Source organism: Kosakonia sp. S57, assembly GCF_016516575.1.
Taxonomy (GTDB): Bacteria; Pseudomonadota; Gammaproteobacteria; order Enterobacterales; family Enterobacteriaceae; genus Kosakonia; species Kosakonia cowanii.
The window spans coordinates 1-14,458 of sequence record NZ_JACVUL010000008.1 but is presented as its reverse complement, the minus strand read 5'-3'; the positions used below and the strand labels follow the sequence as shown (position 1 = coordinate 14,458).

15 protein-coding genes are annotated in these 14,458 nt (G+C 56.4%); 3 read left to right on the top strand and 12 right to left on the bottom strand.

Features of this window, described 5'->3' with window-relative positions:
• Positions 1 to 101: 101 nt before the first annotated feature.
• Together IAE48_RS09490 and lplA are read left to right on the top strand one after the other, a co-directional pair.
• Positions 102 to 746, top strand: a complete 645-nt coding sequence (locus IAE48_RS09490) for a YtjB family periplasmic protein (protein WP_023480449.1) — start codon at positions 102 to 104, stop codon at positions 744 to 746.
• A 50-nt stretch (positions 747 to 796) separates the two neighbouring features.
• Positions 797 to 1,813: a lipoate--protein ligase LplA gene (gene lplA / locus IAE48_RS09485; RefSeq protein WP_200134200.1), complete on the top strand. Its 1,017-nt coding sequence runs from the start codon at positions 797 to 799 to the stop codon at positions 1,811 to 1,813.
• 168 nt (positions 1,814 to 1,981) lie between these two features.
• Here the strand turns inward: lplA and deoD are convergent, their stop codons facing one another.
• From deoD to IAE48_RS09425, 12 genes are all read right to left on the bottom strand, one after another.
• Positions 1,982 to 2,701 (bottom strand): purine-nucleoside phosphorylase, encoded by a 720-nt coding sequence (deoD, locus tag IAE48_RS09480; RefSeq protein WP_023480392.1) that lies wholly within the window; start codon positions 2,699 to 2,701, stop codon positions 1,982 to 1,984.
• A 58-nt stretch (positions 2,702 to 2,759) separates the two neighbouring features.
• The gene (gene deoB / locus IAE48_RS09475) at positions 2,760 to 3,983 is read right to left on the bottom strand and encodes a phosphopentomutase (RefSeq protein WP_042716009.1); all 1,224 of its coding nucleotides are present in this window, start codon (positions 3,981 to 3,983) and stop codon (positions 2,760 to 2,762) included.
• A 51-nt stretch (positions 3,984 to 4,034) separates the two neighbouring features.
• Complete coding sequence (gene deoA, locus IAE48_RS09470) at positions 4,035 to 5,357, bottom strand: thymidine phosphorylase (RefSeq protein ID WP_200134199.1); 1,323 nt, start codon at positions 5,355 to 5,357, stop codon at positions 4,035 to 4,037.
• 86 nt (positions 5,358 to 5,443) lie between these two features.
• On the bottom strand, positions 5,444 to 6,223 hold the full coding sequence (gene deoC / locus IAE48_RS09465) for a deoxyribose-phosphate aldolase (protein WP_200134198.1): 780 nt from the start codon (positions 6,221 to 6,223) through the stop codon (positions 5,444 to 5,446).
• A 250-nt stretch (positions 6,224 to 6,473) separates the two neighbouring features.
• A complete protein-coding gene (locus IAE48_RS09460; protein WP_200134197.1) occupies positions 6,474 to 7,265 on the bottom strand; it encodes a TatD family hydrolase in 792 nt (263 codons plus the stop codon).
• On the bottom strand, positions 7,262 to 8,332 hold the full coding sequence (locus IAE48_RS09455; protein WP_042716021.1) for a patatin family protein: 1,071 nt from the start codon (positions 8,330 to 8,332) through the stop codon (positions 7,262 to 7,264). Before IAE48_RS09455 ends, IAE48_RS09460 begins: the two co-directional genes overlap by 4 nt.
• A 118-nt stretch (positions 8,333 to 8,450) precedes the next feature.
• On the bottom strand, positions 8,451 to 8,612 hold the full coding sequence (locus IAE48_RS09450; protein WP_023480205.1) for a DUF1328 domain-containing protein: 162 nt from the start codon (positions 8,610 to 8,612) through the stop codon (positions 8,451 to 8,453).
• A gap of 127 nt (positions 8,613 to 8,739) precedes the next feature.
• Positions 8,740 to 9,357 carry a molecular chaperone OsmY gene (osmY, locus tag IAE48_RS09445; RefSeq protein ID WP_023480446.1) on the bottom strand — a complete coding sequence of 206 codons (618 nt, stop codon included), beginning with the start codon at positions 9,355 to 9,357 and terminating at the stop codon, positions 8,740 to 8,742.
• Between the two features lie 378 nt (positions 9,358 to 9,735).
• Complete coding sequence (gene prfC / locus IAE48_RS09440; RefSeq protein ID WP_054802772.1) at positions 9,736 to 11,325, bottom strand: peptide chain release factor 3; 1,590 nt, start codon at positions 11,323 to 11,325, stop codon at positions 9,736 to 9,738.
• A 91-nt stretch (positions 11,326 to 11,416) separates the two neighbouring features.
• Positions 11,417 to 12,094 carry a pyrimidine 5'-nucleotidase gene (yjjG, locus tag IAE48_RS09435; RefSeq protein WP_200134196.1) on the bottom strand — a complete coding sequence of 226 codons (678 nt, stop codon included), beginning with the start codon at positions 12,092 to 12,094 and terminating at the stop codon, positions 11,417 to 11,419.
• Positions 12,095 to 12,112: 18 nt separating this feature from the next.
• Positions 12,113 to 12,553, bottom strand: coding sequence for a ribosomal protein S18-alanine N-acetyltransferase (gene rimI / locus IAE48_RS09430; protein ID WP_054802770.1), 441 nt, complete (start codon positions 12,551 to 12,553; stop codon positions 12,113 to 12,115).
• Complete coding sequence (locus IAE48_RS09425; RefSeq protein WP_042716030.1) at positions 12,522 to 12,935, bottom strand: DNA polymerase III subunit psi; 414 nt, start codon at positions 12,933 to 12,935, stop codon at positions 12,522 to 12,524. Before IAE48_RS09425 ends, rimI begins: the two co-directional genes overlap by 32 nt.
• A gap of 277 nt (positions 12,936 to 13,212) precedes the next feature.
• Between IAE48_RS09425 and rsmC the strand changes: the two genes are divergently transcribed.
• Positions 13,213 to 14,244, top strand: a complete 1,032-nt coding sequence (gene rsmC / locus IAE48_RS09420; protein WP_200134195.1) for a 16S rRNA (guanine(1207)-N(2))-methyltransferase RsmC — start codon at positions 13,213 to 13,215, stop codon at positions 14,242 to 14,244.
• The last annotated feature ends 214 nt before the right edge of the window (positions 14,245 to 14,458 follow it).

The following is a 14,458-nucleotide window of genomic DNA, read 5'->3' as shown; positions in this document are numbered from 1 at the left end:
CGTTCGCGCCAGAAAGCACCGGAGGGGAAAATAACGCAAGAGGCTACCTTGTAATCAACGCTTCTGGCAACATTAAGCATCAAATTTACAACAGGTGACACATGAGTCGCGCAAAACTTAAATTTCGGCTGCATCGCGCCGTGATTGTCCTTATCTGTCTGGCGCTGTTGGTCGCGCTGATGCAGGGTGCTTCCTGGTTCAGCCAGAAGCATCAGCGCCAGCGAAATCCGCAGTTTGAAGAGCTGGCAAGAACCCTGGCGCGTCAGGTGACGATCAATCTCACCCCGCTGATGCGCACCGAAACGCCCGATGAAAAACGTATAGCCGCCATCTTAGGCCCGCTGACGGAAGAGAGCCGCATTCTCGATGCTGGCGTCTACGATGCACAGGGCGACCTGGTGGCGCGCGCCGGTGAAGGTATTGAGGTACGTGACCGACTGGCGCTGGATGGCAAAAAGGCGGGTGCCTACTTCAATCAGCAGATCGTTGAGCCAATCCAGGGCAAAAGCGGCCCGCTGGGTTATCTGCGCCTGACGCTGGATACCCACACGCTGGCGACGGAAGCTAAACAGGTGGATAACACCACCAATATTCTGCGTCTGATGCTGCTGCTCTCCCTGGCCATCGGCGTAGTGCTGACGCGCACCCTGTTGCAGGGCAAACGCACCCGCTGGCAACAGTCCCCCTTCCTGCTGACGGCCAATAAAGCGGTGCCGGAAGAGGATGAGCAGGAAAAGCGAGAGTAGCCGCCGCGGCTTCCCGTACGCCCCCTGATTTTTTAGCAAGGATATCGCCTATGTCGACGCTTCGTCTTCTTATCTCCGACTCTTACGATCCCTGGTTTAACCTGGCGGTTGAAGAGTCGATCTTCCGCCAGATGCCCGCCACGCAGCGGGTGCTGTTTCTCTGGCGTAACGCCGATACGGTAGTGATTGGCCGGGCGCAGAATCCGTGGAAGGAGTGCAATACTCGCCGCATGGAAGAGGACAACGTGCGGCTGGCAAGGCGCAGCAGCGGCGGCGGCGCGGTGTTCCACGATCTCGGCAACACCTGTTTTACCTTTATGGCCGGCAAGCCGGAGTATGACAAAACCGTCTCCACCACCATTGTGCTCAATGCGCTACAGGCGCTGGGCATTAACGCGGAAGCCTCCGGGCGCAACGACCTGGTGGTCAAAACCGCCGAAGGGGATCGTAAAATCTCCGGCTCAGCCTATCGCGAAACGCCGGATCGCGGCTTTCACCACGGCACCCTGCTGCTCAACGCCGATCTCAGCCGTCTGGCGAACTATCTCAACCCGGATAAGAAGAAGTTGCAGGCCAAAGGCATCACCTCTGTGCGCGGTCGGGTGGCGAATCTGGTCGATCTGCTGCCGGGTATCACTCATGAGCAGATTTGCGCCGCCGTCACCGAGGCCTTCTTTGAGCACTATGGCGAACGTGTCGAGGCAGAGGTTATCTCGCCGGACAAAACGCCGGACCTGCCGAACTTTGCCGAAACTTTTGCCCGCCAGAGCAGCTGGGAGTGGAACTTTGGCCAGGCCCCGGCCTTCAGCCATTTGCTGGATGAGCGGTTTACCTGGGGCGGCGTGGAGCTGCACTTCGATGTCGAAAAGGGGCATATCACCCGCGCGCAGATCTTTACCGACAGCCTGAACCCGGCACCGCTGGAAGCGCTGGCGGCACGTTTGCAGGGCTGCCTCTATCGCGCCGATATGCTGGCACAGGCGTGCGACGCGCTACTGGTAGATTTCCCGCAGCAGCAACAGGAGCTGCGCGAACTGTCGGCGTGGATTGTACAGGCAGTGCGATAGAGCAGTATGCCTGGCGCTGTGCGTATCGGGTGTGAATAGATACGTGAATAGATTCTCAATCACTATTCTATTGATTTAAAAAGAAAAGCATGCAGATATGCAGTAAAAGATGAATAGATAGTAAGGGGTAAAATGCCGGGCAAGCTTACCGCCGCCCGGCAGGCAAAATTACGCGTTGTCGCCCAGCAGGACGGATTCCAGCGCGATTTTGATCATGTCGTTGAACGTGGTTTGACGCTCATCGGAGGTGGTCTGCTCGTGGGTGCGGATATGGTCGGAAACGGTGCAGATTGTCAGCGCTTTCGCACCGAACTCTGCCGCAACGCCATAGATACCCGCCGCTTCCATCTCCACGCCGAGAATGCCGTACTTCTCCATCACATCGAACATCTCGCCATCCGGGGAGTAGAAGAGATCGGCAGAGAAGAGGTTACCTACGCGCGCATCAACGCCAAGGTTTTTCGCCGCGTCAACCGCGTTACGCACCATGTCGAAATCCGCGATCGCTGCGAAGTCGTGATCCTTGAAACGCATACGGTTCACTTTGGAGTCGGTGCAGGCACCCATACCGATGACGATGTCACGCAGTTTCACATCCATACGCACGGCACCGCAGGAGCCGACGCGGATGATCTTTTTGACGCCAAAATCGGTGATCAGCTCTTTGGTGTAGATGGAGCAGGATGGAATACCCATACCATGACCCATTACAGAGATTTTGCGGCCTTTGTAGGTGCCGGTGTAGCCCAGCATGCCGCGCACGTTGTTCACTTCACGATAATCTTCGAGAAACGTTTCGGCGATGTGCTTTGCACGCAGCGGGTCGCCCGGCATCAGTACGACGTCCGCGAAATCGCCCATTTCTGCATTGATATGTGGGGTTGCCATCGTTGCTTCCTTTGACTTGTTAGAAAATGGAGGGCGAGAAAGACCCCGCCCAAAAACATCAGAACATGGCTTTGCCATACTCCATATCAGAGACGCCGAAGTAGCGGGCGATCGTCTGACCAATATCAGCGAAGGTCTCGCGGTGTCCCAGCGAGCCTGCTTTTACTTTCGGGCCGTAGATCAGAACCGGAATGTGTTCGCGGGTATGATCGGTGCCTTTCCAGGTCGGATCGCAGCCGTGGTCGGCGGTAAGGATCAGGATATCATCTTCACCCACCAGCTCCATCAGCTCCGGCAGACGGCGGTCGAACAGCTCCAGCCCGCCCGCATAACCGGCGACATCGCGGCGGTGGCCCCAGGAGGAGTCAAAATCGACGAAGTTGGTAAAGACAATGGTCTTATCACCCGCCTCTTTCATCTCGGTAATCGTGGCATCAAACAGCGCGTCGAGGCCGGTAGCCTTCACTTTTTTGGTGATACCGCAGTTGGCGTAGATATCGGCGATTTTACCGACGGAGACCACCTGCCCATCCTTCTCTTCAACCAGTTTTTGCAGCACCGTCGCGGACGGCGGCTCAACGGCCAAATCGTGACGGTTGCCGGTACGCTGGAAGTTACCCGCTTTGTCGCCCACAAACGGACGCGCAATTACGCGGCCAATGTTGTAGCCGCCTTCGGTCAGCTCTTCGCGGGCAATTTCGCACAGCTCATAGAGCTTATCGAGACCAAAGGTCTCTTCGTGGCAGGCAATCTGGAACACCGAGTCGGCAGAGGTATAGAAAATCGGCTTGCCGGTTTTCATATGCTCTTCGCCGAGCTGGTCAAGAATGACCGTCCCGGAGGAGTGGCAGTTGCCGAGATAACCCGGCAGGTTAGCGCGCTCGACCAGCTTATCCAACAGCTCCTGCGGGAAGCTGTTTTCGGTATCGCTGAAGTAGCCCCAGTCGAAAAGTACTGGTACACCGGCGATTTCCCAGTGGCCTGACGGCGTATCTTTCCCGGAAGAGAGTTCATGCGCCCAGGCATACGCGCCAATAATCTCGGCGTTGCCGTCCATACCGGCCGGGATCTCGCCGGTTGCGCCTTCGTGGGCTTTCGCAAGCCCGAGGCGAGTGAGATTCGGTAGATTAAGCGGACCTTTGCGCCCGGTATCTGCTTCACCTTTCGCACAGGCTTCAGCGATGTGGCCGAGAGTGTCGGAACCCGCGTCGCCGAAGCGATCCGCGTCTTCTGTCGCGCCGATGCCGAAAGAGTCCAGCACCATGATAAATGCACGTTTCATATGTTCTCCGTACCTTGTGCTTTGAAAAAAAGCGATCAGATCAGTATACCGCTATTCAGTTATGCGGCGATAGACCGTCGGTGTCTCTTTTGGTGCGCGGTCGCTCACACTTATTGCCGCTTTCACCACCTGTGCGGCGCTCTGCCAGCTGGCTTCATCTTTGGCGTGAATAATGGCGAGCGGACGTTGGCCGTCAACCTGCTCGCCGAGGCGCACCATATCGGTTAAGCCAACGCTGTAATCAATAGTATCGGACGCCTGGCGACGACCGCCGCCCAAGGAGACCACCGCCATACCCAGTTCGCGGGTATCCATTGTGCTGATAAACCCTTCATCGTCGGCGTAAACCGCTTTGCTCAGAGTCGCTGTCGGTAAATAGCGATCGTAGTTCTCAACAAAATCATGCGGGCCTTTCTGTGCGGCGACCATACGCCCGAAAATCTCGGCCGCTTTGCCGTTATCCAGCACCGCCTGCAATTTCGCGCGCGCGTCAGCGTCATCTTTCGCCAGCTTGCCGGAGATGAGCATTTCGGCGCTGAGGGCCATTGTCACCTCAAACAGACGCGGATTACGGTATTCGCCCGTCAGGAACTGCACCGCTTCGCGCACTTCAACCGCGTTACCGGCGCTGGAGGCCAGCACCTGATTCATATCGGTCAGCAGCGCGGTCGTACGCACGCCTGCACCATTGGCAACGCCCACAATCGCTTCCGCCAGCTGTTCTGAACGCTCATAGGTCGGCATAAACGCCCCGCTGCCCACCTTCACATCCATCACCAGCGCATCAAGCCCTTCCGCCAGTTTTTTGGCGAGGATCGAGGCGGTAATCAGCGGAATGGAGTCAACTGTGGCGGTGATATCGCGGGTGGCGTAGAAGCGCTTATCCGCCGGTGCCAGCGAGTTGGTCTGGCCGATAATCGCAACGCCAACCTCTTTGATAATGTCGCGAAAACGCTGGTCGGAGGGGAAAATATCAAAGCCCGGAATCGCTTCCAGCTTATCGAGCGTGCCGCCCGTATGGCCGAGGCCGCGCCCGGAGATCATCGGGATATAGCCGCCGCAGGCCGCCACCATCGGGCCGAGCATCAACGATGTCACATCGCCAACGCCGCCGGTAGAGTGCTTATCCACCACCGGGCCATTAAGATCGAGGCTTTTCCAGTCAAGCACGGTACCGGAATCACGCATCGCCATGGTCAGCGAGACGCGCTCCGGCATGCTCATATCGTGGAAGAAAATGGTCATCGCCAGCGCGGCGATTTGCCCTTCAGAAACGGTGTTATCGCGAATTCCGTTGATAAAGAAACGGATTTCTTCATCACTCAGCGCGATGCCATCGCGTTTTTTACGAATAATTTCTTGAGCGAGAAACAAGGTAACCCCCTGAGGATAGAGAGGGCCGGGCAACGGATTCAGCCCGGCAATATGGCTAATGATGGCGCAGCGCCATCAGGCAATCATCAGTAAGCGCTGCCGCTTTTGCCGTCGCCGTGGCCGAGCGCTTTCAGCAGGCTCGCCAGCAGGCTGGACGCGCCAAAGCGGTAGTGACGCGCATCGGCCCAGTCGGCACCAAACAGCTGATCGGCAATCGCCAGGTACTGCTGCGCATCTTCCGCCGTGCGCACGCCGCCCGCCGGTTTAAAACCAACGTTTTTTTCCACGCCCATATCGCGGATCACTTCCAGCATGATGCGCGCGCTCTCAGGCGTGGCGTTGACCGGCACTTTACCGGTGGACGTTTTAATAAAATCAGCCCCGGCGTTGATGGAGATTTCAGAGGCTTTGCGGATTAATGCTTCCTCTTTCAGTTCACCGGTTTCGATGATCACTTTCAGCAGCACATTCGCCGCTGCACAAGCCTCTTTACACGCTTTCACCAGATCGAAACCGATCTGCTCGTTACCGGCAATCAGCGCACGGTAAGGGAAAACGACGTCCACTTCATCCGCGCCGTAGGCGATGGCCGCGCGGGTTTCCGCCAGCGCAATCCCGATATCGTCATTACCGTGCGGGAAGTTGGTGACGGTGGCGATACGGATCTCCGGCGTTCCCTGCTCGTTCAGGGTTTTACGCGCAATCGGGATAAAACGCGGATAGATGCAGATCGCGGCAGTATTGCCGACCGGGGTTTTCGCCTGATGGCACAGCGCAATGACTTTCTCATTGGTGTCGTCATCATTCAGGGTGGTCAGGTCCATCAGTTTCAGCGCGCGCAGGCTGCTGGCAGTTAAATCAGTCATATTCTCTCCGACGGCATAATGCCGGTTTCAGTTCGGTTTTGTGAGTATTCTAACATTCACCCACAATTACACTTCGACACGCATCACAGTTAGCAAAAAGTTTGTTCATGCTTGCATAACCGTAACGCGACATTGATCAAATTATTCTGGTACAGAAAGGCGACCACGCGTGGAGGCAGCCGCAGCAAGCCCACGCCATTTGAATGTGAGAATTTTAACACAGGAGAGTGTGCCTGCCGATGAAAAAGCGTTACAGCCGTGAATCAGGCAGAGCGAAGAGCCGTTGGGTATTGTGAAACAGCGCATTAGCAATCACATCCGGCGCTTCCGGGCGCAGCTCACAGAGGGTTGCAAAAACGTTTGCAGCCCGCTCCGGGCGGTTGGGCTGCCCCTGAAAACCGTTGAGCGGCATATCGGGCGCGTCGGTTTCAAGCAGCAGCGAGGCGAGCGGCAGTTGTGCCATCACATCGCGGGTTTTACTGGCGCGCGGATAGGTAATCGTGCCGCCAACGCCAATGCAATAGCCAAGATCGATAAAGCGCTGCGCCTGTTGCAGACTGCCCGCAAAGCCGTGCACCACGCCAGTTCGCGGCAGGTTATGCTTTTTCAGCTGCATCGCCAGCTTGTCATGGGTGCGGCGGGAGTGAAGAAGAACTGGCAAATCATAGCGCTTCGCCATTTTTAGCTGCGCATCAAGCAGTTCTTGCTGGCGCTCAAACTGCGGATTATCGCGATAAAGGTCGAGGCCGATTTCGCCGATGGCGATCACCTTCTCAGGCCGGGTGGCGAGCAGCGCATCCAGTTGCTCGAGACTCTGCTGTGTATGCTCCTCCACCACAATCGGGTGCAGGCCCAGCGCGGCATAGAGCGCGTGATGCTGCTGCGCCAGGTTGCAGACGCGGTCAAAATAGCGGGCGGCGATGGCGGGCACAATAATGCGCTCAACGCCCGCCTCTGCCGCGCGGGCGATACTGGCCGCCTCATCGCCTTTGAAGGGTGCAAAATCGAAATGGCAGTGGGTATCGATAAAGCGAAAACTCACGCGCTGTCCTCGTTATTGAGCGAAATATCATTGGCCTCCGGCGCGGTCACCAGCGGCAGATCAAGCGCGTCATTCGCCACCTCGGCGGGCGGCACCACGCGCGTTGTCGGCGCTACCACCGGCGTATAGCGCAGCAGCGGCGGCGTCTCGGCCAGCAATTTACCCACCGTTGCCAGGAAGTAGCGCCCGCATAAGCGGCCAATTTTATAATCTTCCCGCAGCGCCGGTAAACGGCTGCCGAGCGCCATGCTTTTTAACAGCTTCGGCGGGTAGATCTCAATGATGCGCAGCTTGCCCGGCGGCGTTTCGATAAACCGCTGCGTGGCGAGATAGCTCTTCTCATGATGCTGCACCAGGTTGACCAGCGACTGCAGGCTGCTTTCGCCAAGCCAGCGCTCCATACGCTTAAACCACTGCGGCGTGTAGTACATCTGCGACGGTACGGTGCGGATCACCACGATGGTATCGGCCCCGCGACGCGCGGCTTCCTGCACCGGGATGGCGTCGCTGACGCCACCGTCCAGATAGTTGACGCCGCTCAGCGCCACGCCGGTGCGATAGAAGCCTGGAATGGCGCTTGAGGCGCGGATCAGATCGAGCCATGTCTGGTGATTAGGTAAAAAATACTCCGCCGAATAATCATCCTGGCGGCAGGCGCACATATAAAAGGCTTTGCCGGCGTCGAAGGCGCGTACACCATGATCCATTGCCAGCGGCATTTCGGTCGCAGTGGCGTTAACCAGCCAGTCAAGATCGATAAGGTTGCCCCCGCGCACGAAGCGCAGCGGGTCGAAAAATTCCCGTCGCGTGGTGTAGCGCATAATCACTTTACGCGCGTAACCCGGTTGGTTGCAGACATACGCCGACAGGTTCTGCGCGCCGGCAGAGGTGCCAAAGAAGAGATCGAAAGGGTTGAAGTCGGCGCGCATAAACTCATCCAGCACGCCCGCGGTAAAGATGCCGCGCTGACCACCGCCTTCGCACACCAGTGCCAGACGCCCCGGTCGAAACGGTTTCAGCGCCAGCGGCGCAATATTGCCGAGCGTGATGGGAATATGTTGCCCCACTTCGTTTTCCTTTTAAGCAAATGTCACAACAAAGTAGCGCAATATTTAAGTCCCTGAAACAGCAAAGCCAGTCACGAGGACTGGCTTTAATGTAACCGAAGTTTAAGCGTGTTAAACGCTACGGGCGCCGACGACCCATGAACAGGCTGACCAGGAACAGAACGATACCAACGATGAAGACGATTTTCGCCGCACCGGCTGCTGTACCTGCCAAACCACCAAAGCCCAGAGCGGCGGCAATTAACGCGATAACCAGAAAAATAATGCCCCAACGAAACATAAAACTCTCCTTAACCATAGTTAATGTCGACCGCAAGCGATGGGCTCTCAGATGCCCATCCGCGATGTTTCCTGCTAAGTATCTATCGCGCCCGGACATCGCCAGGCGCGGATTTTTTCACGTACTCTTATTTAACTTTCAGGTCGTTCTTCACGCTTTTCACGCCATCAACTGCTTTGGCGATGCTTTCAGCGCGCTCACTTTGAGCCTTGGATTCCACCGTACCGGATAACTGAACAACGCCGTCAGTGGTTTCCACTTTCACCATACGGGACGGGACGTTTTCATCGGCCAGCAGCTTCGCTTTGATTTCGCTGGTGGTGGCGGTATCACCCGCGTAACCTTTTGCAGTGCTCTCTTTCGCATCGCGAACGTGCAGTTTGTCGCTTACAGAAGCCACACCCTCTACACCTTTCGCCACGGAAACCGCCTCTTCAGCCTGTTTCTGGCTTTCGACGAAACCGCTCAGGGTTACCACTTTTTTGTCCGTTTTCACGGAGATATCGGTGCTTTTAATGCTTTCATGATCGACCAGCGCTGCTTTAACTTTTGCAGTAATGGTACTGTCGTCCATGAATCCACCGACTTTATTCATAGAGCTATCAATTTTGTCCCCTGCACTGGACGCGGTGCTTTGCGCTTTATCAGTGGTGGTTTCCGCCGCCAGGGCAGAACCCGTGGTCAGAACAGAGCCCAGCGTAATAGCCAGCAGGGTTTTAGAAAGAGTCAGCTTTGTCATAGTCATCGATGTTATTCCTGTATGTTTGCCCACCATTTGGGCTGAAGCAGCAAGAAGCTGCCAACTGCTGCGGTGAAACTCACCGTATCAACGTCAATGGTTGCGATCACATTCCGGCAAATCGCTGCGCTGATGCAGTTGTTAATGTTATCTGGTGATTAGTTGAGTGGATAAAAGACCATTAAACACGCATTGAGCAGTACTTTCAGCCACACACCTTGTCATCACTTTGTTAAATATAGATCACTCTCGACAAAGATCCTGTTGGAGTGCGTAAAAAGCGAGCAACAGACAGAAAAAGCGAGGGTTTTAAGAACTTTCCGCAAGAAACGGCAGGGTAGAAAAGAGGCCGGAGCGCAGCGTCTGCCGCGCTCCGTAGAGGGATTAGTGTTCGCGGGTTTTGTGGAAGGTCACTTCCGGGTAACGCTCTTGTGTGAGGTTGAGGTTAACCATGGTCGGCGCGATGTAAGTCAGGTTATCGCCGCCATCAAGCGCCAGCTGGATCTCGTTCTTACGCTTAAACTCTTCGAACTTCTTCACATCGCTGCTCTCTACCCAACGCGCGGTTGCGACGTTGACGGACTCATAGACCGCTTCGACGTTGTATTCGCTCTTCAGACGCGCAACCACCACATCAAACTGCAGTACGCCGACCGCGCCGACAATCAGATCGTTGTTGGCAATCGGGCGGAAGACCTGCACCGCGCCCTCTTCTGAAAGCTGAACCAGACCTTTAAGCAGCTGTTTCTGCTTCAGCGGGTCGCGCAGGCGAATACGGCGGAAGAGTTCAGGTGCAAAGTTCGGGATGCCGGTGAACTTCATCATTTCACCCTGCGTGAAGGTGTCACCAATCTGAATGGTGCCGTGGTTGTGCAGACCGATGATGTCGCCCGGGTAGGCTTCTTCAACGTGAGAGCGGTCGCCCGCCATAAAGGTCAGCGCATCGGAGATCACCACATCTTTACCGGTACGCACCTGGCGCAGCTTCATCCCTTTTTCGTAGCGCCCGGAAACCACGCGCATAAAGGCAACGCGGTCGCGGTGCTTCGGATCCATGTTGGCCTGGATCTTAAAGACAAAGCCGGTGAACTTCTCGTCGTCCGCTTTCACTTCGCGCACGTCGGTTTTACGCGGCATCGGTGCTGGTGCCCATTCAACCAGGCCATCCAGCATATGATCGACGCCAAAGTTACCGAGCGCGGTGCCGAAGAAGACCGGCGTCAGCGCGCCGCTCAGGAAAAGCTCCTGGTCGAACTCGTTGGAGGCACCCTGCACCAGCTCCAGCTCATCGCGCAGCTGCTGGGCCAGATCCTCGCCGACAGCGGCATCCAGCTCCGGGTTATCGAGCCCTTTGACGATGCGCACTTCCTGGATGGTGTGGCCTTTACCGGTCTGATACAGGTAGGTTTCATCTTTATAGAGATGGTAAACCCCTTTGAACAGCTTGCCACAGCCAATCGGCCAGGTGATCGGCGCGCAGGCGATCTTCAGCTCGCTCTCAACTTCATCCAGCAGCTCCATCGGATCGCGGATGTCACGGTCGAGTTTGTTCATAAAGGTGAGGATCGGCGTATCGCGCAGACGGGTCACTTCCATCAGCTTACGGGTACGATCTTCGACGCCCTTCGCCGCATCGATCACCATCAGACAGCAGTCAACGGCGGTTAGAGTGCGGTAGGTATCTTCGGAGAAGTCTTCGTGTCCCGGGGTGTCGAGCAGGTTGATCAGGTTCTCGCGGTACGGGAACTGCATCACGGAGGTGGTGATGGAGATACCACGCTGCTTCTCCATCTCCATCCAGTCAGATTTTGCATGCTGGTTGGAGCCACGGCCTTTTACAGTCCCGGCGGTCTGGATCGCCTGTCCGAACAGCAGCACCTTTTCGGTAATGGTAGTTTTACCGGCATCGGGGTGCGAGATGATAGCGAACGTGCGGCGCTTCGCCACCTCTTGGTAATAAGGAGACAACGTCATAATTGAGATCTTCTGTGTAATTGCGCGGCACTGAGCCCCGCGTTAAAGACGAAAAATGCGGCTATTGTACTCAACGGTTGAGTGCAGACAATCAATGTTTACACAGGAGTTGCTCCAGTTCGTTCAGGGACGTTACCGTCCAGGTCGGGTTGATACCTTCAGGCAGCGCGCGGTTGTGGGCATTCAACCAGCAGGTCGAGAGCCCGGCGTTGATGCCGCCCAGAATATCCGACTCCGCCGTGTCGCCAACCATTAAGACGCGATCGCGGGATGGATTACCCGCCTGCTTCAGTGCGTACTCAAAGATGCGCGGATCCGGTTTAGCCACGCCAACCTGTTCAGAAATCACTAACAGATCAAAATAGTCGCGCAGGCCGGTGCGTTCCAGGCGAATTTGCTGCAAGGCGGTAAAACCGTTGGTGATGATGCCGATTTTCACTTTGCCCTTCAGGCTGTTGAGCAGCGACACCGCGCCCGGCAGCGGCGCGCAGATTTCCGCCATCGCATTGAGAAACGCCTCATTAAGCATGCCCGGCGGCACATCCAGGCGCTCGGACCAGCTCTGGAAACGCTTATGCTGCAACTGCAACGCGGTGATCGCGCCATTCTGGTAATCGACCCATAACGGCTTATTAACAGATTGATATTCTGCGAAATCCTGGTCGGTGAATGTCACGCTATAGTCAAGAAACATCCGTTGTAAGCCGCCAAACGCGTCGAAGGTGAAGAGCGTTTCATCAGCGTCAAAGAGTATCCAGTCCCATTTCATTACATCACCTTTATTCAATTACAGAGGAAGCGCCATGATGATGGCATCCTCACGCCCGTGGGCCGTGGGATAGTAGTTGCGCCTAATTGTCGCTTCGTTAAAACCTAAACTCTCATACAGCGCGATGGCGGGCTGGTTAGAGGCGCGAACCTCCAGCCACAGCGTCAACACATCGCGCTTTTCCAGCTCGCTGATCAGATGTTCAAGCAGCTGGCGGCCCAGCCCCTGGCGCTGCCAGGCGGGATCGACGGCGATATTGAACAGCGTGGCTTCATCAAGCACCACCTGCGTGATGGCGAAAGCCGCCATCTCGTCACCCACCATCAGCCGATAGTTGAGGTAGCGCTCCCCCTGATTACTGGCAAGCGTTTTTTCGCTCCAGGGAAAGGCGTGCGCCCGGGTCTCTATTTCGTAAGCGCGGGGCAGATCAGTCGTGCTGAGGGAAGAAATCGTGTTCATGTTCGCAGATTTGTTGCCATAACGCGGCGCGTGCCGCAGGGTTTGCGCGTAGCTCATCAACAGCGGGCGTCGAGACCTGCGCGCCCGACAGCGGCAGCGGCGCATCAATGCCCAGCAGCCAGCTGTTGCAATGGCTCTCCGGCGGCAGCATCGCCACGCGATCCGGAGTGAGTTGCAGTACCTGATCTGCCGTTACGGTCAGGGCACGCAGCACGTCGGTGACAAGCGGATCGTTTAATGCAGGCAGCGCCGGCGAGACCATTACCAGACGAATGTGCGCGGGCAGCGAAATGGCGATCTCGCCCTGTAACGCCGTCGGGCGGCGCAGGGTCCACTGGGTAATACCCAGTTGCTGTAATTGCCAGTCGCGTCGGGAAGTCATCGTGAAACACTCCTGTATCAGGCGCGCAAATATAACAAACTCGTCGAAAATGCGCCATCAACACGCGGCGTATAGGGATAAAGACGCAGCCAACAAAGAGGCAGCGCGCAGGATAACGTGTTACACAAAATCATTCGTGTTGCGTCGAGGCGGCAAGGATGAATATCCCCAGGAGCTTACAAAAGTAAGTGACTGGGGTATGAAGACGCAGCCAACAAAGAGGCAGCGCGAAGGATAACGTGTATAATCGCCGGCTCAGTTTAAAGAGGAACATGTAATGTCTGCTTTTACCCCGGCAAGTGAAGTCTTGCTGCGCCACAGTGATGATTTCGAATCTAACCATATTCTTTTTGCCGGTGATCTGCAGGATGACCTGCCCGCGCGTCTGGAGAGTGCCGGGAGCCGAGCCTGGACCCAACAGTTCCACCAGTGGCAAACTCTGAGCCAACAGATGGGCGAGCGCGCCAGTTTTAGCCTGGTGGCGGATAGCGCGATGATTGGCGAGAGCGATACGCTTATCTACTACTGGCCGAAAAATAAGCCGGAAGCGCTGTTCCAGCTGATGAATTTGCTCTCGCTGCTGCCGGTGGGAACGGATATTTTTATTGTTGGCGAAAACCGCAGCGGCGTGCGCAGCGCCGAGCAGATGCTGGCAGAGTATTGCACGCTGAATAAAATCGACAGCGCGCGTCGCTGTGGGCTTTATCATGGCCGCCTCGATAAAAACCCTGCCTTTGATCCTGACGGCTTCTGGGGCGAGTACGCGCTGGACTCTCTGACGATTAAAACCATGCCGGGCGTCTTTAGCCGCGATGGGCTGGATGTTGGCAGCCAGTTGCTGCTCTCCACGCTGACGCCGCATACCAAAGGCAAAGTGCTGGATGTTGGCTGCGGCACGGGCGTGCTGGCAGCGGCGCTGGCAAGCCATTCGCCGAAAGTGCGTTTGACCCTGTGTGATGTTTCGGCCCCGGCGATCGAAGCCAGCCGCGCAACGCTTGCGGCGAACGGCCTTGAAGGCGAGGTTTTCGCCAGTAACGTTTTCTCTGAGGTGACTGGTCGCTTCGATATGATCATCTCCAATCCGCCGTTCCATGACGGGTTGCAAACCAGCCTCGAAGCGGCGCAAACGCTGATTCGCGGCGCGGTGCGACACCTCAACAGCGGCGGCGAGTTGCGCATTGTGGCGAACGCCTTCCTGCCCTATCCGGACGTGCTCGATCAGACCTTCGGCTTCCATGAAGTGATCGCGCAGACCGGACGCTTCAAGGTCTACCGCACCGTGATGACGCGCCAGGCGCTGAAAAAATAAGTCATCTTCCCGGCGGGCCTGCTCGCCGGGTGAATTTCCCCACCTGTTAGCCGACGCCCATTTTTGCAGCAATCGACGACTCTGCGCGCAATTAACTGTTGACGAAAAGTTGAAAACATCTAGAATGCGCCTCCGTGGTAACGATACTTCTGGTATCGATGGTATGCGAAGGTGGCGGAATTGGTAGACGCGCTAGCTTCAGGTGTTAGTGTCC